Annotated in this window: 17 protein-coding genes and 1 rRNA gene; 4 read left to right on the top strand and 14 right to left on the bottom strand. The window is 65.5% G+C overall.

Annotated elements, in window-relative coordinates:
• From PSET11_RS12910 to PSET11_RS12895, 4 genes are all read right to left on the bottom strand, one after another.
• Positions 1-176: ribosomal RNA gene (locus PSET11_RS12910) — 16S ribosomal RNA — on the bottom strand; the annotation flags it as partial.
• Positions 177-669: 493 nt separating this feature from the next.
• On the bottom strand, positions 670-1,983 hold the full coding sequence (tyrS, locus tag PSET11_RS12905; protein ID WP_124092723.1) for a tyrosine--tRNA ligase: 1,314 nt from the start codon (positions 1,981-1,983) through the stop codon (positions 670-672).
• Between the two features lie 30 nt (positions 1,984-2,013).
• Positions 2,014-4,242 carry a HelD family protein gene (locus PSET11_RS12900; RefSeq protein ID WP_124092722.1) on the bottom strand — a complete coding sequence of 743 codons (2,229 nt, stop codon included), beginning with the start codon at positions 4,240-4,242 and terminating at the stop codon, positions 2,014-2,016.
• Positions 4,243-4,332: 90 nt separating this feature from the next.
• Positions 4,333-4,965: a DNA-3-methyladenine glycosylase gene (locus PSET11_RS12895; RefSeq protein WP_124092721.1), complete on the bottom strand. Its 633-nt coding sequence runs from the start codon at positions 4,963-4,965 to the stop codon at positions 4,333-4,335.
• A 93-nt stretch (positions 4,966-5,058) separates the two neighbouring features.
• Between PSET11_RS12895 and PSET11_RS12890 the strand changes: the two genes are divergently transcribed.
• Together PSET11_RS12890 and PSET11_RS12885 are read left to right on the top strand one after the other, a co-directional pair.
• Positions 5,059-6,525, top strand: a complete 1,467-nt coding sequence (locus PSET11_RS12890) for an AlkA N-terminal domain-containing protein (RefSeq protein ID WP_124092720.1) — start codon at positions 5,059-5,061, stop codon at positions 6,523-6,525.
• Positions 6,522-7,016, top strand: a complete 495-nt coding sequence (locus PSET11_RS12885; protein WP_124092719.1) for a methylated-DNA--[protein]-cysteine S-methyltransferase — start codon at positions 6,522-6,524, stop codon at positions 7,014-7,016. The genes PSET11_RS12890 and PSET11_RS12885 overlap by 4 nt, the downstream gene beginning before the upstream one ends.
• 69 nt (positions 7,017-7,085) lie before the next feature.
• Here the strand turns inward: PSET11_RS12885 and PSET11_RS12880 are convergent, their stop codons facing one another.
• The 10 genes from PSET11_RS12880 to argC form a co-directional block, all read right to left on the bottom strand.
• Positions 7,086-7,823, bottom strand: a complete 738-nt coding sequence (locus PSET11_RS12880; RefSeq protein ID WP_124092718.1) for a maleylpyruvate isomerase family mycothiol-dependent enzyme — start codon at positions 7,821-7,823, stop codon at positions 7,086-7,088.
• A gap of 9 nt (positions 7,824-7,832) precedes the next feature.
• Complete coding sequence (locus PSET11_RS12875) at positions 7,833-8,372, bottom strand: pyridoxamine 5'-phosphate oxidase family protein (RefSeq protein WP_124092717.1); 540 nt, start codon at positions 8,370-8,372, stop codon at positions 7,833-7,835.
• Positions 8,373-8,465: 93 nt separating this feature from the next.
• Positions 8,466-9,881, bottom strand: a complete 1,416-nt coding sequence (argH, locus tag PSET11_RS12870; protein WP_238989147.1) for an argininosuccinate lyase — start codon at positions 9,879-9,881, stop codon at positions 8,466-8,468.
• Positions 9,882-9,937: 56 nt separating this feature from the next.
• Positions 9,938-11,143, bottom strand: a complete 1,206-nt coding sequence (locus tag PSET11_RS12865; RefSeq protein ID WP_124092715.1) for an argininosuccinate synthase — start codon at positions 11,141-11,143, stop codon at positions 9,938-9,940.
• Positions 11,144-11,192: 49 nt separating this feature from the next.
• Entirely contained in the window at positions 11,193-11,723 is a 531-nt protein-coding gene (locus PSET11_RS12860; RefSeq protein WP_124092714.1) for an arginine repressor, read from the bottom strand.
• Entirely contained in the window at positions 11,723-12,718 is a 996-nt protein-coding gene (gene argF / locus PSET11_RS12855; protein ID WP_124092713.1) for an ornithine carbamoyltransferase, read from the bottom strand. The genes PSET11_RS12860 and argF overlap by 1 nt, the downstream gene beginning before the upstream one ends.
• On the bottom strand, positions 12,715-13,980 hold the full coding sequence (locus PSET11_RS12850) for an acetylornithine transaminase (protein ID WP_124092712.1): 1,266 nt from the start codon (positions 13,978-13,980) through the stop codon (positions 12,715-12,717). The genes argF and PSET11_RS12850 overlap by 4 nt, the downstream gene beginning before the upstream one ends.
• The gene (gene argB / locus PSET11_RS12845; RefSeq protein WP_124092711.1) at positions 13,977-14,933 is read right to left on the bottom strand and encodes an acetylglutamate kinase; all 957 of its coding nucleotides are present in this window, start codon (positions 14,931-14,933) and stop codon (positions 13,977-13,979) included. Before argB ends, PSET11_RS12850 begins: the two co-directional genes overlap by 4 nt.
• Before the next feature lie 17 nt (positions 14,934-14,950).
• Positions 14,951-16,117 (bottom strand): bifunctional glutamate N-acetyltransferase/amino-acid acetyltransferase ArgJ, encoded by a 1,167-nt coding sequence (gene argJ / locus PSET11_RS12840; RefSeq protein ID WP_124092710.1) that lies wholly within the window; start codon positions 16,115-16,117, stop codon positions 14,951-14,953.
• Entirely contained in the window at positions 16,114-17,145 is a 1,032-nt protein-coding gene (gene argC, locus PSET11_RS12835) for an N-acetyl-gamma-glutamyl-phosphate reductase (protein ID WP_124092709.1), read from the bottom strand. The genes argJ and argC overlap by 4 nt, the downstream gene beginning before the upstream one ends.
• A gap of 174 nt (positions 17,146-17,319) precedes the next feature.
• Between argC and PSET11_RS12830 the strand changes: the two genes are divergently transcribed.
• A complete protein-coding gene (locus PSET11_RS12830) occupies positions 17,320-18,411 on the top strand; it encodes a fatty acid desaturase family protein (protein ID WP_124092708.1) in 1,092 nt (363 codons plus the stop codon).
• A gap of 122 nt (positions 18,412-18,533) precedes the next feature.
• Positions 18,534-19,499: a quinone oxidoreductase family protein gene (locus PSET11_RS12825; protein WP_124092707.1), complete on the top strand. Its 966-nt coding sequence runs from the start codon at positions 18,534-18,536 to the stop codon at positions 19,497-19,499.
• Positions 19,500-19,629 lie beyond the last annotated feature (130 nt).

Here is a 19,629-nt window from a genome sequence, read left to right as displayed (position 1 = left end):
TATCCGGTATTAGACCCAGTTTCCCAGGCTTATCCCAGAGTCAAGGGCAGGTTACTCACGTGTTACTCACCCGTTCGCCACTAATCCCCCCAGCAAGCTGAGGATCATCGTTCGACTTGCATGTGTTAAGCACGCCGCCAGCGTTCATCCTGAGCCAGGATCAAACTCTCCGTTGAAGTAAAACAAAAACAGAAACCATCAAGAACCACGGAAATAACGCAGAACCAGACAGCATAAAATTTGAAACCAGCCAAAAACACTGCGCACACCACGGGGTGGCGGCACAGCACAATCAACCAATTACATACATAATCGGTATCAACAAACTTGGCACACTATTGAGTTCTCAAACAACAGACACATTCGAATATTCCCGAAACAATTCAAAAAGAATTTCTATTTCGTATTTCTTCGCTGCGATGTTTCAATCTTATTTCATTCATTTTCACTTTGCAAATCCCGGTTATTTTCCAGAAATTCACTCAGTTGAATGATTTGGCCCACAACGATACCGAAGCATTTTCCGATCCAGACTCTGCCTGGCGAATATTTACTTCGTCTTGGTTGGGTGCTCTGTCGCCACTCAGTGGCGGCGACTCAGAAAACAATACACGCCCCTCTACAGCCGCGCAAATCGGCTGTCGAGGGGCGCGTAGGGGCCGCTGAGAACTAGGCCTGGCTCACCTGGACTGTGGCGAGGTTCTTCTTACCGCGCCGCAACAAAAGGTATTCGCCATGTAAGAGTTCACTCGCAGAAATAACAGCGTCCGGATCGGTGATCTTGGTGTTGTTGACATAGGCGCCGCCCTCCCCCACCGTGCGGCGGGCAGCTGACTTACTGTCCGAAAGACCTGCGGCGACCAGGAGATCAACAATTCCCAACGCGTCGGCCGGCACCGTAGCGGAAGGCAATTCGGACGTTGCCGCCTTCAACGTTGCACTGTCCAACCCGGCAAGCTCGCCATTACCGAAAAGCGCTGCCGAGGCGGCAATGACTTTCTCGGTGGCGTCAACGCCGTGGACCAGGGATGTGACCTCGAAAGCCAACCGTCGTTGGCCTTCGCGGGCGAACGGACGCTCGGCAACTGCGGCTGCCACCTCGTCGATCTCGGCTCGCGTCAGGAAGGTGAAGACCTTGAGCCGGTCCACCACATCGGCGTCGGCGGTGTTCACCCAGAACTGGTAAAAGGCATACGGGCTGCACATGGCAGCGTCCAACCAGATGGCGTTGCCTTCGCTCTTGCCAAACTTGGTGCCATCAGAGTTGGTGATCAAAGGTGTACCCAGAGCATGGACACTCTTGCCCTCCACCTTGCGGATCAGCTCGGTGCCACTGGTGAGGTTGCCCCACTGATCAGAACCGCCGGTCTGCAGCATGCAGCCGTAGTCCCGGAACAGCTGCAGGTAATCCATGCCCTGCAGGATCTGGTAGCTGAACTCCGTGTAGCTGATGCCCTCATCCGAGCCGAGCCGGGACGCGACGGCATCCTTGCGGAGCATGGTGCCAACCCGGAAGTGCTTGCCTACTTCGCGAAGGAAGTCGATGGCGCTCAGCGGTGCGGTCCAGTCCAGGTTGTTGACCATCTGCGCTGCGTTATCGCCTTCGAAGGAGAGGAAACGGCGCACCTGTCCCTGCAGGTAGCCAACCCATTCCGCAACGGTGTCCTTGGTGTTCAAGGTGCGCTCCGCTGTGGGCCGCGGATCCCCGATCATGCCGGTGGACCCGCCTACCAGACCCAGCGGGCGGTGGCCGGCGAGTTGCAGGCGGCGCATGACCAAGAGCTGGACAAGGTTGCCCAGGTGCAGGCTCGGCGCCGTGGGATCGAAACCGCAATAGTAGGTGATCGACCCGCTGGCAAGGAGTTTTTCCAGCTCTGCCTCGTCCGTGGAAACGTGGACCAGGCCACGCCACTTCAGCTCTTGCCAGACGTTGGCAAAGGTGGGGTCGTTCTGTTGCAGTTCGATGCTGTTGATTTCTGGCACGCTTTCTAAGGTAGCAGTTGCGGGGTAGCGTTATTCGGCGATTCCGGCAGGCACCGGATCGGCCGCGATGAGCCGCAGCCGTTGGGTGGCCCGGGTCATGGCCACATACAGGTCCCCCACCTTGCCGTGCTCGTGGTTAAGCATCATGCCAGGCTCCAGGACCACCACGCCGTCAAACTCAAGGCCTTTGGCTTCGCGCGGACTGATCACCACAATGTCCTGGGCGTAGCTTCCCGCGCCGGTGCCTACGCGGCGGCCGTAAACAGCGCGCAGGGCTTTGGTGGCCGCGGGAAGCAGGTCACCGTCCGCGATGACGGCGATCAGGCCGCCGTCGAGCGCTGCCAGCTCCTCGGGCAGCACCTCCACCAACCGGTCCACCACGGAACCAGGAGAAACTTCGTCGATCAGGGGCGACCAGCGGCCCTCTCGGACGGCCTTGGGTGCGGAAACGACCAGCCCAGCGGCGTTGGCCATGCGGACGGCAGCCTCGGCAATCTGTGACGGCGTCCGGTAGTTCACCGTCAACTCTTCGAGCTGCCAGCGATCGCCAAACATGGGAGCCAGTGCGCCCTGCCATGAGTTCGCGCCGGCCACCGAACTGGTCTGGGCAATGTCGCCCACGATGGTGAACGACTTGACCGGGCACCGCCGCACCAGGAGGCGCCACTGCATGGGCGAAAGTTCCTGCGCCTCATCGACCACGATGTGACCGAAAGCCCAGGTGCGGTCGCTGGTGGCTCGCTCGGCAGCGGTCAGCCCGTTCTCCCGTTCCTGGTTCTGGTCCGCCAGCTCCTCGGCTGTCATCAGCACGTCAACGCCCATGTGCTCCATGTTTTCCAACGTCTGCTTGGCGTTGGCAACGTCGCGGGCCCTGTCATGTTCCTGCTGGGCCAGGCCGCGGCCATCAGCAGCATCCAGCTCACCCAGCAGCTCCGCGGCCTCGTCCAGCAGGGGAACATCCGGTTCGGTCCATGGTGCGTCCGCCGGGCGCAGCAGTACGGCGCGTTCGGCGGCGGTCAGGTGTGGGGTACAGAAGTGCAGGATGGCCGGCTTGCTGAACAGCTCAGAAATGAGCTTTTCCGGGCTCATGGGCATCCAGCAGAGGTTCAGGGCGATCCTGACGTCGCGGGCGGTGCGGACGTCTTCGGCAAGGTAGGAACGGTCGGCGTTATTGCCGATGTTCCCTTCCTCCACGAGGTCCGTCAGCTGCTCGGTCAACTCGCGGAGCAGGATTTTCACGAACGTTGCGCGTGCTTCGTTGTGCGGCTTGCCGGTTGCCCGCGCACGCTCCCGCGCCCGCCGGACCTGGCGGACGGTCAGGGTGAGCTTCCGGCCGTCCACCACAAGGACCCTGTCTCCGGCCGGTACGCGCTGCCGGTTGGCCACGGCATTGGCCACAATAGTGGCCATGTCCAGGCGCCCCTTGATGGCGGCGACGTCGGCATCGATTTCCGGCACGGCTCGGATACCGGGCATCAGCCGACCCACGCTGGCCATCACCACGCCTGTCTCACCGAGGGAGGGCAACACGCGTTCAATGTAATTCATGAACGACGACGACGGTCCCACCAGCAGGACACCGGCACTTTTGAGCCGGTCACGGTGGGTATACAACAGGTAGGCGGCTCGGTGCAGCGCTACTGCTGTCTTACCGGTACCTGGACCGCCCTGGACAACCAGTGCCCCGGAAATCGAGGACCGGATGATCCGGTCCTGTTCCGATTGGATGGTGCTGACAATGTCAGACATCCGGCCGGTCCTCTTGGAGTTCAACGCCGCAAGAAGGGCGCCTTCGCCCTGCAGTGATTCGTCGTCGGCCAGCATGCCGGCGTCAAGGACATCATCCTCGATGGCTTTGACGTCCCGGCCCTGCAGGATGAGGTGGCGGCGCCGACGCACGCCCTGCCGGTCGAACGCGGTGGCTTGGTAGAAGTGACCGGCTTCGGGAGCTCGCCAGTCCACCATGAGCCGTTGCAGATCCTCGGTGCTCAAGCCGATCCGGCCAATGTATTGCGCTTCGCCTGAATCGAGATCCAGGCGACCAAAGACCAGGCGGTCATCGACCGCGTCCAGTTGCGCAAGCCGATCTTCGTACAGCGCCGCGAACGCGTCCCGTTCCGAGACGTTCTGCATGGTTCCCACTGCACCGGCACGGCGCACTTGAGCCAACTGGCGGCGCTTTTCGGCACGCAGTTCCTCCAGCCGGGCATACAGCCCAGCCACATAGTCCCGTTCGTGGGCCAAATCGGCGTCGAGCATCAACGTTCCCCTATCGCGAAAGACAGACCGTCCATTCTACAACCATTTCCGTTAACGCCGGTGAAACACTGCCCGGTCCGGATTGGCCGCTCAGCGGCGTGCTGCCTTGTACCGGGAAACGGTGGGATGGCCGGTAATCCAGAACCGCCAGGGGTAGTCAGCCGTCCCGCCCGGCCCGGCCACGCCCACCCTGGGACCGGAGCTGACAGCGAGAGCCGGCTGCGGCGGAAGCTCCAGGGCAAACGGTGCCGCCAACGCATCCCGGCCGGAGTCCGACGTCGTGATTCCCAGCGCCTTGGTCAACAGCGCCGGACCGCGGGCCAGATCCGCAGCCGTTTTGGACGTGGGCCGCCGGGCCTGCGCCAGCTCGGTCCCGGCTACTACCTCACCGGCACGCAGCAGCAAGGCCGAGGCCTCATCCTCCGGTCCGCAGACGATGTTGACGCAGTGGTGCATGCCGTAGGTGAAGTAGACGTAGAGGTGCCCGGCGGATCCAAACATGGGCAGGGTCCGCGGCGTTGGCCCGCGGAAAGCGTGGGATCCCGGGTCTGGTCGCGGTGAGTTCCCCGGTCCCAGGTACGCTTCGATCTCGGTCAGGCGGACGGCCACGCTGCCGTCTGGGCCATGGTGCGTCAGGGTCGCTCCGAGTAGCAGCGGCGCAAGGACCAGGGCATCGCCGCACAAAACCTCGCGCAGCGGCGGGCGGGAAGGCGTTTGGTCCATGGCCAGACTCTACCCATGGGGGGCTGGCCTGGGCTGCACGGCCATGTCCGATTCCCGCTAGTGGTTCCCCGTGGCGGCTGGCAGGATGGAGCCATGGACTTTTGGCAGCGCTACCGGGCGATCGACGCGCGGGACACCCGGTTTGACGGGCAGTTCTTCACGGCGGTGCGCACCACCGGCATCTACTGCCGCCCGTCATGCCCCGCACGGACCCCCAAAGCCACCAACGTAACCTTCTACGAGACGTCCGCAGCGGCACACGAGGCCGGCTACCGGGCTTGCAAACGGTGCCTTCCGGAGGCTGTCCCAGGCACGCCGGCATGGAACCTCCGCCAGGATGTTGCCGGCCGGGCCATGCGGCTGATCAACGACGGCGTCATCAACCGCGACGGCGTGCAGGGCCTCGCCGCCCAGCTGGGATACTCATCGCGACAGCTCGGCCGGATCCTCGGCCACGAGCTTGGCGCCGGCCCGCTCTCGCTGGCCCGGGCGGGCCGGGCACAGACCGCGCGGACGCTGCTGGTGTCCACCCCCATGAAGCTGGCCGACATCGCCTTCGCCGCCGGCTTCAGCAGCATCCGGCAGTTCAACGAAACCATGGTGGACGTGTTCGCTATGACGCCCACGGCCCTCCGCCACACGGTCCGGCCTACGAAAGCTCCGGATACCAGCACCGCGTTGAGTCTCGCCCTGCCCTACCGTGAACCGTTCGACAGCGGAATTTTCGCCTTCCTGGCCGTACGCGCCATCCCCGGCATTGAGGTGGGCACCGCCACGTCGTACGCCAGGACCCTCCGACTGCAGCACGGTGATGCCCGGTTTTCGGTGGAGTACGACGCCGGCAGGCCCGGGCGGCCCCTTACCCTCACCATCGGCGCGGTGGACCTACGCGACCTGCCGGCCTTGCTGAGCCGGGTCAGGCGGCTGTTCGACCTCGATGCCGACCCGGTGGCCATCGATGCCACCCTGGCCGCCGATCCCCGGCTGGCCGCCTCGGTGGCGCAGATCCCCGGCATCCGCATGCCCGGAGCGCTGGACCCCCAGGAGCTGCTGGTGCGGGCCATGATCGGGCAGCAGATCACCGTCGATGCAGCCCGCACGGCGCTGACCCAACTCGCTGCAGCCGGCACAGCCAGCAGCGTGCCGGCCGACGGACTGGACCGACTCTTTCCCACCCCAGCCGAGATCGCTGCTGCCGGACATCTGCTCCGCGGCCCCCAACGGCGAATCGACGCCGTGGTCAACGCAGCAGCCGCCATGGCTGCCGGCACCGTGGACTTCGGCTATGGCGATGACCTGCCCAGCCTCACCGCAACGCTGCTGCCAATCCCGGGCATCGGCCCCTGGACGGTGGGCTACGTTGCCATGCGCGTCCTCGGCGCGCCAGACATCTTCCTCACCAACGACGCCGCCGTCCGGAATGGCATCAAAGCCCTCCCCGTCGCCGGCTCGGACCTCAGTCCCGATTTCAGGGAACTGAGCCCCTGGCGTTCCTACGCCACCATGCACCTCTGGGCCGCTGCGGCCACCACCAACCGCTCTCCGAAAGTGACGCCATGAAAGCTGACCTGCTGACCATGTCCACCCCTGATGGACCGTTTACGATCATCGCCCAGCACGGCGCCGTGTTGTCCTCCGGCTGGACGGCAGATCCGGCAGAGCTGACCGGCCAGATCCACCCCAGCCTGCTGCCCGCGGAGCTCGCAATGGTGACCGATCTGGGCGACATTTCCGCTGCCGTCGACGCTTTCTACAACGACGAGCCGGCCCTGGCCATGGCGGTCCCCGTCCGGCAACAGTCCGGACCGTTCCGCACCCACGCCTGGGATGTCCTCCGCCTGGTCAGCCCCGGCGCGCCGGTCACCTACAGCGAGTACGCGGCCCTAGCCGGGAACCCCAAAGCCGTGCGAGCGGCGGCCGGCGCGTGCGCGTTCAACGCCGCCGCCCTGTTCGTCCCGTGCCACCGAGTGATCCGGACCGACGGGTCCATGGGCGGCTTCCGCTGGGGCATTGCCGTCAAGGAACGCCTCCTGGCACGCGAAGCCGCCTGAGATCCTGGCTGCTTTCTTGTGCCGCCTGGGTTTGCGTGCCGGCCGCGCTGTACGTTCTCGGCCGCTATTTTACTTGCCGGGCTGCGGCAGGGCCGGCCACGGGCCCAGCTCCGGCAGGTCGACGCCGTCGGCAGCGGCAGTAGCCTGCAGCCCGCCGGGAGACGTGGGACGGCCGGCCAACCAGCCGGCAATATCGGTGATCAAGCCGTGGACGACGACGGCACGGTCGCCGCTGCCCAACGTCACCATGGGCAGGGCTACCGGTTGCAGCACCAGCCGGGTACCGGCTGGGACGCGCGGGGCCAGGAAGTCGAACACGTGAGAGCAGAAGTCCCTGCTCCACAGCTCAGGGCCAACGCCGGCGGCCAGGTCTGAGGTGTGGATGACGAGTTCGCGCCACAGCGCCAGGCCGGTATCAAACACCACACCGTCGCGGAAGGCTACCGGAAGTTGCCACTCGTCCGGTGCAAGGGTGTCTAGTGCTGCCAGCATCCGTTGCGTCGCAGCCTCGACGTCCGCACGGAGCTCTGTCGCGGGATGGCCCGCCGCGCCCTCGATGGCCCGATTGCGGGCGTCCATGCCGCCGTCGTACAGGTCTACCCTCTCGCCGCGCCGCGCAGACTCGACCTGGCGGGCCAGGGCCGCGGCAATTCCAGCCAGGTGGGCCAGCACGTGCCCCCGCGTCCAGCCGGGCAGGCCCGACGGCGCTGCAGTGTCCGCGTCCGTCAGCGGCGCCGACACCGAGGTGAGGACGCTGGCTGCCTGGTGAAGGTGTGCGAGGAGCGCTGAGGGAGTGGGTCCAGTCATGGCGCCAGCCTACCCAAGGAGGCGTCCGCCGGGGCCGAAGCGGTGCCGGATGTGGTTTCGGCTGTGCTGGGCCTGCCAGAATTCGATCTCCGAGGGCTGGACGGCGTAAAGCTGCCACGCCGGGTTGGTGCCGCCATCAGCGCGGGGACGGGCTGCCCAATCTGCAGCCGAAGCGTCCGCCGAGAGCTCTCGAACCGCGCCAGCGACCCTGATCTGGCGACCCTGTGAGGGCCAATAAAAGTTCATCGCCGCGCATTGGTTGGCCACGAGTTCCTGGCCCTTGCGCGAGGCGCGGGACGTGGCAAACTGCCAGCCGCCGTCGTCGTCGATGTCTTTCAGAATCAACATCCGCGACGACGGCTGCCCCGTCACCGCCACCGTGGCGAGGCTGAACGCGTGCGGTTGCCGCTCCCCCGCCGCCAACGCCTGGTCCAGCCACAGTCGGAAAAGCTCCGCCGGGTCGGTGGGCGCATCGCCGGGGACGAATTCGGGCAGCTCGGCAGGGAAATCAGGCAGCGCTCGGAGGAACTGGCGGAACGTTTCACTCATCCGTCCACCTTAGACCGCTGGCCGAGAACTCCCTCCCAGCTGCCAAAAACCCCCGCCGGGATGGCGGCTGCCATCCCGGCGGGGGTCTTGGGGTCAGTTGGCGTAGCCCCGCACGCCCGCCAGTTCCGCCTCGAGGGCGTCGAGCTGGCGTTCGACGGCGGCCGGTGCCGTGCCGCCCTGGGAGTTGCGGCTGTTGAGCGAACCCTCCGTCGACAGCACGGTGCGAACCTCTGGCGTCAGGTGCGCGGAGATGTCCGCGTACTCAGCGTCGGTGAGGTCCCACAGCTCCACGCCACGGGTCTCAGCCACCTTGACGGCAGCACCTGAGAGCTCGTGCGCTTCGCGGAACGGCACGCCTTGGCGAACCAACCACTCCGCAATGTCCGTAGCCAGCGCGAACCCCTGCGGCGCCAGGGACTCCATCCGCTCGGTGTTGAACGTCAGCGTGGCGATCATGCCGGAGACGGCCGGCAGCAACAGCTCCAGCGTGTCAGCAGCGTCGAACACCGGTTCCTTGTCTTCCTGCAGGTCACGGTTGTAGGCGAGCGGCAATCCCTTCAGGGTGGCCAGGAGGCCGGTGAGGTTGCCGATCAGGCGGCCAGCCTTGCCACGAGCCAGCTCAGCCACGTCCGGATTCTTCTTCTGCGGCATGATCGAGGAACCCGTGGAGTACGAATCGTGCAGGGTCACGAAGGAGAACTCCTTGGTGGCCCAGAAGATGACTTCCTCGGAGATCCGGGACAGGTCAACGCCGATCATGGCCGTCACCCACGCGAACTCGGCAAACACATCGCGGGACGCGGTGCCGTCAATCGAGTTGTGGGTAGCGGAGAAGAAGCCCAGGTCTGCGGCCACTGCCTCCGGATCCAGGCCCAGCGAGGAACCGGCCAAAGCGCCCGAACCGTAGGGTGAAACTCCTGCCCGCTTGTCCCAGTCCTGCAGCCGCTGCACATCGCGCAGCAACGCCCACGCGTGGGCCAGCAAGTGGTGACTGAGCAGGACCGGCTGGGCGTGCTGCAGGTGCGTGCGGCCAGGCATGGCCACGCCGTGGTGGGCTTTCGCCTGCCCCACCAGGGCATCCACCGTGGCAAGCACGCCGCGGGCGATGATCCGCGCGTGGTCGCGGAGGAACATCCGGCCTAGGGTCGCCACTTGGTCGTTGCGGGACCGACCAGCGCGGAGCTTCCCGCCCAACTGGGTGCCGGCACGTTCAATCAGGCCACGTTCCAGGGAACCGTGCACGTCCTCATCGGACTCGGACGGCAGATACGCACCAGAGGCTACGTCCGCGTCCAACTGCGCGAGCGCTGCCAGCATCCCCTCAAGTTCGGCGTCGTCCAGCAATTCTGCTTTGTGCAGCACCCGGGCGTGCGCCATGGACCCGGCAATGTCGTAGCGGGCCAGGCGCCAGTCAAAGTGCGTGGACTTGCTCAGCGCGGCCAGGGCGTCCGCGGGGCCGCCAGCGAACCGGCCACCCCACAGCGCACCTTCATTAGTCCCCGAACGCACCCCAGCCTCGCTGCGCTCGGCCGGGGACCCCTGCGTTCGTGGGCCCTGCTCCGGAATCACTGCCCTGCAACCCGGATGTCGCGGCCCGAGGCTACCTTGGCGGACATGCCCCACAGTTCGATGAAGCCCTTGGCCTGCGACTGGTCGAAGGTGTCGCCGGTGTCGTAGGTGGCCAGATCGAAGTCGTACAGCGAGGTGTCGGAGCGGCGGCCGTTGACGATCGCCTGGCCACCGTGCAGGGTCATGCGGATGTCGCCGGTGACGTACTTCTGGGTGTCCTCGATGAACGCGTCGAGGGAGCGCTTGAGCGGCGAGAACCACTGTCCGTCGTAGACCAGCTCGGCCCAGCGCTGGCCAACGGTGGCCTTGAAGCGGGCCTGCTCGCGCTCAACGGTGATGTCCTCGAGGTGCTTGTGCGCGGTGATGAGTGCCATCGCACCGGGAGCCTCATAGATTTCGCGGGACTTGATGCCCACCAGGCGGTCTTCCACCACGTCGATCCGGCCCACGCCCTGCGCACCCGCACGGCGATTGAGTTCCTGGATGGCCTGCAGCGGGGTGACCCGGACGCCGTCGATCGCTACCGGCACGCCCTGGTTGAAGCTGATGACCACTTCGTCGGGGGCCGGCGGGAACTCCGGGGTAGCCGTGTAGTCGTAGATGTCCTTGGTGGGGGCGTTCCAGATGTCTTCGAGGTAGCCGGTTTCAACGGCGCGGCCCCAGACGTTCTGGTCAATGGAGTACGGGTTCTTCTTGGTGGTCTCGATGGGGAGTCCCTTTTCCTCGGCAAAGGCAATGGCCTTGTCGCGGGTCAGGGCGAGGTCACGGACCGGGGCGATGCACTTCAAGTCCGGGCCCAAGGTCTGGATCCCGACTTCGAAGCGGACCTGGTCGTTACCCTTACCGGTGCAGCCGTGGGCCACGGTGGTGGCGCCGAACTCACGGGCGGCCTTGACCAGGTGCTTGACGATCACCGGGCGGGAGATGGCCGAAACCAGCGGGTAATGGCCCTGGTAGAGGGCGTTGGCCTTCAGGGTGGGGACGCAGTACTCGTTGGCGAACTCGTCGGAAGCGTCTGCCACGTAGGCTTCGACGGCGCCGCAGCCCAAGGCACGCTGGCGGATGGTTTCGAGCGATTCGCCGCCCTGTCCAACGTCTACCGCCACGGCGATGACCTCGGCGCCGGTGGCTTCACCGATCCAGCCGATGGCTACAGACGTATCCAGGCCGCCGGAGTAGGCCAGCACAATGCGTTCAGTCACTTAAATGCTCCTTGAATTGAGGGTTTGGTTGATGTTCTTGGCAACAAGCTTATTGCCCGGCTTCCTCGGCAAGCTGCAGGAAACGGGCGGCGAGGTCGGGTCCGCCCAGCGGGTCTCGGGAGACCAGCAGTACGGTGTCGTCGCCGGCGATGGTGCCCAGGATGGAGGGCATCACCGAATGGTCGATCGCCAGAGCCAGGAAGTTCGCGGCCCCGGGTGGCGTGCGCAGGACGGCCAGGTTGGCTGAGGCCTCGGCGGTGACCAGCAGTTCGCTGCACAGCCGGGCCAAACGGGCATCCAGGATTTCCTGGCTGACCCCGGTTTTGGCTGCGCGTTCGCCGCCCTCGCCCGGGACGGCGTAGACCAGCACGCCTTCCTGGCCGCGGACCCGGACGGCCCCGAGTTCCACCAGGTCCCGGGACAGGGTGGCCTGGGTGACCTGGACGCCGTCGTCCGCCAGCAACGCCGCGAGTTCCGCCTGGGACCGCACGGACTGGCCGGTGAGGATGGCGGAGATCCGGGCCTGCCGTGCCGTTTTGGTGGCGGGGCTGGACCCTGGCGTGACGGGCTGGACAGACACTAGTGGCCGGCTTCTTCCGCCGCAGCCACCGGCGGCAGGCCGTCGACGACTGCCTGACCGGACCGGTACAGCAGCCAGGCCATCAAGGCCTTTTGCGCGTGCAGTCGATTCTCCGCTTCGTCCCACACGATGGACTGCGGTCCGTCGATGACGTCAGCGGAAATCTCGTAGCCGCGGTAGGCGGGCAGGCAGTGGAGGACGACGGCGTCATCCGCGGCATGTGCCATGGCCGCGCTGTCCACGGCGTACTCCCGGAACAGCTGCAGCCGAGCTTCTTTTTCGGCCTCCTGGCCCATGGAAACCCAGGTGTCGGTGGCCACCACGTCGGCACCGGCAAGGGCCTCGGCGGCGTCGGTGGTGATCAGGACCGAGCCGCCGGTCAAGGCAGCGCGCTCCTGCGCCGCGGCAACGATCTCCGCTGCCGGCAGGTACCCCTCCGGGCCGGCGATCCGGACGTGCATGCCGGCTGTGACGCCGGCCAGCAGGTAGGAGTTGGCCATGTTGTTGGCCGCATCCCCCAGATAGGCCATGCTGAGCCCGGCCAGCTCGCCCTTATGCTCCTTCACGGCCAGCAGGTCTGCCAGCAGTTGGCACGGGTGGTAGTCATCGCACAGCGCGTTGATCACCGGTACCTTCGAGTTTTCCGCCATGGCCACCAGGCCGGCGTGTGCTCCGGTGCGCCAGACGATGGTAGAGACCATGCGCTCCAGCACCTTGGCCGTGTCCGCCACGGATTCCTTGTGGCCAATCTGGGCCTCACCGGGGTTGATGATCAGCGCGTTGCCGCCCATTTCGGCGATGCCGGTGGCGAAGGAGACGCGGGTCCTGGTGGAGGTCTTGTCGAAGATGACTGCCACCGTTTTCCGGCCGTTGCCTTCGGCGGCGAAGGGCTGCACGCTGTACGGGGCCGCCTTCATCCGGACCGCCAGGTCCAGGACTTCGGCCTGCTCGGCCGGGCTGAGGTCGGTGTCTTTGAGGAAATGCCGGGTGGTCACTGGGACTCCTTTGCGGTCTGCAGGATGGCGGGCAGCGCCGCCAGGAACGTGTCTGCCTGCGCAGTGGTCAAGACCAGCGGCGGCGCCAGTCGGATGGTGTGCGGGCCGGGGCTGTTGACGATGAAACCTGCGGCGAGGCCAGCCTGAACCACGGCCGGGGCTACGTCGGCGTCGAGGTCGAAGCCGATCAGCAGTCCCCTGCCGCGTACCTCGGTGACGCCCGTGACGGCGACCAAACCGGCCCGCAAGTGCTCACCCACGGTCAGGACATGTGCCAGGACGTGCTGGTTCTCGATGGTGTGCAGCGTGGCCAGTGCGGCCGCTGTCGCCACCGGATTGCCACCAAAGGTGGTGCCGTGTTGCCCAGCGGTGAGCAAGGACGACACCTCCGCGCCAAACGTCAGCAGCGCACCGATGGGGAAGCCTCCGCCCAGCCCCTTGGCCAGGGTGATGGCGTCCGGCACAATCCCGGCGTCCTCACAGGCCAACCACGTACCCGTACGGCCGATTCCGGTCTGGACCTCGTCCAGTATCAGCAGCGCACCGGCATCGGCAGTGAGCTGACGTGCTGCCTGCAGGTACTCGGCGCTCAACGGCCGGACGCCCGCTTCGCCCTGGATGGGTTCCAAGAACACGGCGGCAGTGGAGGTGTCGACGGCGGCACGCAAGGCCTCGATGTCGTCGAACGGGATGTGCACCACGCCGCCGGGCAGCGGCTGGAACGGTTCGCGGTACGCTTCCTTGGCCGTGAGCGCCAGGGCACCCATGGTGCGGCCGTGGAAGGCGCCTTCGAGGGCGATGATCTTGGAGCGGGGTGCCCCCTGGGGGCCCGCATTGTTGCGCCGGGCCAGCTTGAGCGCTGCTTCCACAGCTTCCGTGCCCGAGTTGGCAAAGAAGACTTTTGAGCCCGTTGGAGCCTGGGTCAGCGCCAACAGCTTCTCGGCCAGCGCCACTTGTGTGGGGCTGGTGAAGAAGTTGGACACGTGGCCCAGGGTGGACAGTTGGCTGGCGATCACCGAGGTGACGAACGGGTGGGCGTGGCCAAGCGCGTTCACGGCGATGCCGCCCAACAGGTCCAGGTATTCCTTGCCGTCCGCGTCCCACACCAAGCAACCGGCACCACGGACCAGTACCCGTTGCGGGGTGCCGAACACGCCCATCAGGGAAGTGGAGTAGCGGGCCAGCCAGTCGGCTCCGCTGGTGTGGCCTACCAGCGCATCAGCGGCGGTCTCCCCGGAGTGGCTCAGCTCGGTGTTGGTCATGGTGTTTCCAGTTCTTCGTCGGGAACCACCTGGGTGCCGATCCCGGCGGTGGTAAAGGTTTCTAGCAGCATGGAGTGCGGCAACCTGCCATCGACAATGTGGGCTCGTTCCACGCCGCCGTCCACGGCCTTCAGGCAGGCCTCCATCTTGGGGATCATCCCGGATTCGAGGGTCGGGAGGAGCGTCCGGAGGTCCGATGCCTTCAGCGAGGAGATCAGGGACGTCTTGTCCGGCCAGTTGGCGTACAGGCCCTCGACGTCGGTGAGGATGACCAGCTTGGACGCCCCCAGCGCCTCGGCCAGGGCGGCCGCGGCAGTGTCTGCGTTGACATTCAGGACCTGCCCGGTGGTCTGGACGCCGCCGTCGGCCCCGACAGCACCTTCCTCAATTTCTGGTGCCACGGTGGAGATCACGGGGATCCGGCCGGCGGCCAGGATGTCCAGGATGCCTTCGGGGTTGACGCCCACTACTTCGCCCACCAGGCCCAGGTCCACTGTTTCGCCGTCCACCACTGTGCCGGTGCGGACCGCGCGCAGCAGGCCACCGTCTTCGCCGGACATGCCCACGGCGTAGGGGCCGTGCGAGTTGATGAGGCCCACAAGCTCACGGCCCACCTGGCCGGTGAGGACCATCCGGACCACGTCCATGGCCTCGGGGGTGGTGACCCGCAGGCCACCTTTGAACTCGGATTCGATGCCCAGGCGCGCCAGCATGGAGTTGATCTGCGGGCCGCCGCCGTGCACCACCACAGGGTGGATCCCCACGTGGTGCAGGAAGACGACGTCTTCGGCGAAGGCGCGGCGCAGCTCGTCATTGACCATCGCATTGCCACCGTATTTGATCACCATGGTGGTGCCGGCAAAGCGCTGGATCCAGGGCAGCGCCTCGATCAGCGTGCCAGCTTTGCTTTGGGCATCCTGGGTCGAGGTGTTTTCGCGGGTTTGGGCGTTCATGGGTGCCTCCAGGGCAATCAGCTCGAGTAGGCGCTGTTCTCGTGGACGTAGTCGTGGGTCAGGTCGTTGGTCCAGATGGTGGCTTCGGCGTCGCCCGCCTGCAGGTCGATCTCCACCACGACCTCGCGAGGCTCCAAATCGACCAGGTCGCGGTCATCGCCGATGCTGCCGTTGCGGCAGATCTGAATCCCGTTCATGGCCACGTTAAGTTCGTCGGGATTGAACGCAGCGTCGGTGGTGCCAACAGCGGAAAGCACGCGCCCCCAGTTGGGGTCCTTGCCGAAGATGGCCGCCTTGAACAGGTTGGACCGGGCCACCGAACGGCTGACCGTTTCTGCGTCTGCCTCGGAGGCAGCGTTGAAGGTCCGAATGGCGATATCGTGGCTGGCGCCCTCAGCATCGCCAATGAGCTTGCGGGCGAGTTCGGCGCAGACCTGCGTGAGGCCCAAGCCAAAGTCGGCGGCCGTGGGCACGGCACCGGAAGCACCGGAGGCCAGCAGCACCACGGTGTCGTTGGTGGACATGCAGCCGTCAGAATCTGTCCTGTCGAACGTGACCCTGGTGGCGTCCCGCAGGACGGTGTCCAGCAGGTCGGCGTCCACGGCGGCGTCAGTGGTGATGACAACCAGCATCGTGGCTAGGCCTGGTGCCAGCATGCCGGCACCCTTGGCGATGCCGCCAATGCTGAATTCCCGGCCGTCCGCGTCCGAACCGATGAACAAGGCCGATTTGGGCACCGAGTCGGTGGTCATAATCGCCTCGCCGGCGGCAGCACCGCCGTCGGGGTTCAACGCGGCTGCCGCAGCATCCACACCAGGCAGGATCTTGTCCATGGGCAACTGCTCACCGATCAGGCCGGTAGAGCAGACAAACACGTCAGTAGCGGAAAGACCCAGAACTTCGGCGACTTTTTCGGCAGTGCTGTGGGTGTTCTGGAAGCCGATGGGTCCGGTGCAGGCGTTGGCGCCGCCGGAATTCAGCACCACGGCGTCGACCCGGCCGTCCGAGACCACCTGGCGGGACCAGTGCACCGGCGCTGCGGCCACCCGGTTGCTGGTGAAAACGGCGGCGGCGGCCTTGCTGGGGCCGTCGTTGACCACCAACGCAAGATCAGGCTTGCCGGAGGCTTTCAGGCCAGCGGTGACGCCAGCGGCGCGGAATCCCTTGGGTACTGTGACGGTCACGGTGCTACTCCCTGGAGGTTAAGGCCGGCCGCTTCGGGCAGGCCCAGTGCAATGTTCATCGATTGGATGGCGCCACCGGCGGTGCCCTTGGTGAGGTTGTCGATCACGCAGGTGACTATCACCCGGTTGGCGTGCGGATCGTAAGCCAACTGCAAGGCTGCATGGTTTGAGCCCACCACCGACTTCGTGGCTGGCCACTGCCCCTCGGGGAGCAAGTGCACGAACGGCTCGTCGTCGTAGGCGTCAGCCCACGCTTGGCGGAGGTCCTCGGCGGTCACGCCGGCCTTGACCTTGGCAGTTGCGGTGGTCAGGATTCCGCGGCTCATGGGGGCCAGCGTCGGTGTGAAAGACACCGAGACCTGCCCGCCGGCCACACCACTGAGGCCCTGTTCGATTTCGGGGGTGTGGCGGTGTCCGCCGCCCACGCCGTAGGGGCTCATGGACCCCATCACCTCGGAGCCGATTAAGTTGACCTTGGCTGCCTTGCCGGCGCCGGAGGTACCTGAGGCAGAGATGATCACGACGTCGTCGAGCTCCAGCAGGTTGGCGGCGAAGCCGGGGGCCAGGGCAAGCAGCGCGGACGTGGGGTAGCAGCCGGGGACGGCAATCCGGGTAGCGCCCTTGAGCGCTTCGCGCTGGCCCGGCAACTCGGGCAGTCCGTACGGCCAGGTGCCAGCGTGCGGGGAGCCATAGAACTTCTCCCACGCGGCGGGATCCGCCAGGCGGTGGTCTGCGCCGGCGTCGATCACTACCGTGCCTGCAGGCAACTGAGCGGCGATCTCCGCAGAGGCACCGTGCGGCAGTGCCAGAAACACCACGTCGTGGCCGGCAAGGTTTTCCACCGTGGTGTCCTCGAGGATGCGGCTCGCCAGCCCATGCAGGTGCGGCTGGAGTTCGCCGAGCCGGGACCCGGCGTTGCTATGTGCCGTGATGGCACCAATGGTGACGTCCGGGTGGCCGGCAAGCAGCCGGAGGACCTCTCCCCCGGCGTAGCCGCTGGCTCCAGAGACCGCTACAGAAATAGTCATGCCCTGAATCTTACAGCAAAATTATTCATGGTGCCCGATATTTATGCATGTCTCTGCGATTGCCTCAAGAAACCCGACTAGACACGTGCGCGTAGGCTGGAAGCAGGGTGATCTAACCGTGCAGGCCGAGTGTCGGCTGCACTGTTGCCCGAAACAGTAACGAGGCCCAGCCCCATGACCGCCATTGCATCTACCCCAAAACGCATCACATCCCGGGTCCGGCAGCCTAACGCAGTAGTCCTAAGCTATTCGGAACTCTTGAAGAGCGTCAAGGCTGAAGGCCTTCTGGAGCGCCGAGTGGGCTTCTACATCACACTCTTTTCCACCTTGGTGCTCCTCATGACGGCCACGTGGTTCGGTTTCGCCCTGATTGGCGATAGTTGGTTCCAACTCCTGATCGCCGCGGCAGTAGGGATTCTCTGCACGCAGCTGAGCTTCCTCGCGCACGAAGCCGGGCACCGCCAAATCTTTGCTTCTCGACGGGCCAACGACTGGACGGCCCGGCTCCTGGCCACGTCGGTTGCAGGTATGAGCTACTCGTGGTGGGAGCAGAAGCACGGAGCGCATCACAATCACCCCAACGTCATTTCCAAAGATCCTGATATTGCCACCGGGGCCATCGCTTTCCATGCTGAGGCTGCGGCGACCCGGCAGGGCAGGTTTTCCTTCCTCACCCGTAAACAGGGCTGGTTCTTCTTCCCCCTGTTGTTCCTGGTGGGTCTCGGTTTGCAGATTGACTCGGTGCGGTTCGTGTTCCGCCGGGCCAAGGTCAAGCACCGCTGGGTGGAGCTTCCCATCCTGGCGGTCCGGCTGGGTCTGCTTCCCGTGCTCGCCTTCACCCTCCTCCCGCTGGGGATGGCCTTCGCCTTCATCGGCGTGCAACTCGGCGTCTTCGGCTTCTACATGGGCGCTGCGTTCGCCCCGAATCACAAAGGCATGCCGGTCCTCCCAGCGGACAGCCGCGTGGACTTCTTCAGCCGCCAGGTCTTGACCTCACGGAACATTTCTGGCGGCCGGTTCATGGACATCCTGCTCGGTGGCCTGAACCGCCAAGCCGAACACCACCTCTTTCCGGACATGGCTCGCCCCCAGCTGGACAAAGCTGCCAAGATCGTCCGCGAATACTGCAAGACGCACCAGGTCCCCTACACGGAGACCACCCTGTTCCAGTCCTACGGCATCATTGTCCGCTACCTCAATAACGTGGGGCTATCCGCTGGGCGCCACTTCGAGTGCCCCATGGCTACCGTCACGCGGCGCTTCTAGCGGCGGCAGCGGCCGCCGCGTATCGGCGGCACCCGCCAGCTCGTCATCGCGCATGGAGCGTATCTGACTAGGATGGTTCCAAGATCGGGGCAGGGAAGTCCTCTCCTCGGAAGGGGAGTCGTATTATGCATGCAATTGTGGCCCGGCACGCTGGCGGACCCGAGGTACTGGAACTGGCGGAGCGCGACCGCCCCAAGGCAGGTCCTGACCAGGTGGTGATCCGGGTAGGTGCAGCCGGCGTCAATTTCATCGACACCTATAAGCGCAGCGGCGTATATCAGGTGCCCTTCCCGTTCACTCCCGGTTCCGAGGCGGCGGGCACTGTCACCTCCGTTGGTGCCGGTGTCACCGACCTTGCCGTCGGCGACAGGGTGGCTACGGCCGAGGGATTCGACTGCTACGCCGAGTACGCCGTGCTCCCCGCCGAGGCGGCGCTCCCCATCCCGGACGGCCTTGATGACCGGACGGCTGCCGCCCTCCCCCTGCAAGGCATGACCGCCCATTACCTGATGAACTCCACCTTCAAGGTGGAGTCGGGGCAGACCGTCCTCTTGCATGCCGGCGCTGGCGGCGTAGGCCTGCTCCTCATCCAGCTCCTGAAGGCCCGCGGCGCACAGGTCATCACCACCGTCTCAACCGACGAGAAAGAGCAGTTGGCGGCCGACGCCGGCGCAGACCACGTGCTGCGGTACGACGGATTCGCCGCCAAGGTCCGCGATATTACGGGCGGCGTGGGAGCCCATGTGGTGTTCGACGGCGTAGGGAAAGACACGTTCGACGGCTCACTCGAGTCACTGCGAATCCGTGGCACGCTGGTCCTTTTCGGTGGAGCGTCCGGCCCGGTCCCGCCCGTGGATCCGCAACGGCTGAACGCTGGCGGCTCACTGTTCCTGACCCGTCCCACCATGGCGAGCTACCTCCTGGACGCCGAAGAGCGGCGTTGGCGGTCGGGCGAGATCTTCGCCGCCGCGGCCAACGGGAGCCTCAAGGTCCGGATCGGCGCCAGCTACGCGTTGGCCGAGGCAGGCCAAGCCCACCGCGATCTTGAGGGCCGCCGCACCACCGGGAAGGTCCTTTTGGTGCCGTAGCCCGTCCCCGCCCTCGGGAGTGTGTCCAGGAACACGGCGTGCGCTGCGGTCGGCAGGTCATAAATCGAGGAAAAATGGCGCGTCCTGGCCGCGTCGACACCTTTTGTTCACCTGATCCCTGAATAATGCG

The sequence above is a fragment of the Arthrobacter ulcerisalmonis genome (assembly GCF_900609065.1).
GTDB classification, from domain to species: domain Bacteria; phylum Actinomycetota; class Actinomycetes; order Actinomycetales; family Micrococcaceae; genus Arthrobacter; species Arthrobacter ulcerisalmonis.
This window is presented reverse-complemented; position numbering and strand designations above follow the sequence as displayed.

What these genes read in the sequence shown, in the direction of transcription:
- argC (WP_124092709.1), bottom strand. Translation starts at nt 17,145, where the DNA reads ATGACTATTTCTGTAGCGGTCTCTGGAGCCAGCGGCTACGCCGGGGGA.
- PSET11_RS12880 (WP_124092718.1), bottom strand. Translation starts at nt 7,823, where the DNA reads ATGACTGGACCCACTCCCTCAGCGCTCCTCGCACACCTTCACCAGGCA.
- argB (WP_124092711.1), bottom strand. Translation starts at nt 14,933, where the DNA reads ATGAACGCCCAAACCCGCGAAAACACCTCGACCCAGGATGCCCAAAGC.
- PSET11_RS12900 (WP_124092722.1), bottom strand. Translation starts at nt 4,242, where the DNA reads ATGCTCGACGCCGATTTGGCCCACGAACGGGACTATGTGGCTGGGCTG.
- PSET11_RS12850 (WP_124092712.1), bottom strand. Translation starts at nt 13,980, where the DNA reads ATGACCAACACCGAGCTGAGCCACTCCGGGGAGACCGCCGCTGATGCG.
- PSET11_RS12830 (WP_124092708.1), top strand. Translation starts at nt 17,320, where the DNA reads ATGACCGCCATTGCATCTACCCCAAAACGCATCACATCCCGGGTCCGG.
- PSET11_RS12885 (WP_124092719.1), top strand. Translation starts at nt 6,522, where the DNA reads ATGAAAGCTGACCTGCTGACCATGTCCACCCCTGATGGACCGTTTACG.
- PSET11_RS12890 (WP_124092720.1), top strand. Translation starts at nt 5,059, where the DNA reads ATGGACTTTTGGCAGCGCTACCGGGCGATCGACGCGCGGGACACCCGG.
- PSET11_RS12895 (WP_124092721.1), bottom strand. Translation starts at nt 4,965, where the DNA reads ATGGACCAAACGCCTTCCCGCCCGCCGCTGCGCGAGGTTTTGTGCGGC.
- PSET11_RS12875 (WP_124092717.1), bottom strand. Translation starts at nt 8,372, where the DNA reads ATGAGTGAAACGTTCCGCCAGTTCCTCCGAGCGCTGCCTGATTTCCCT.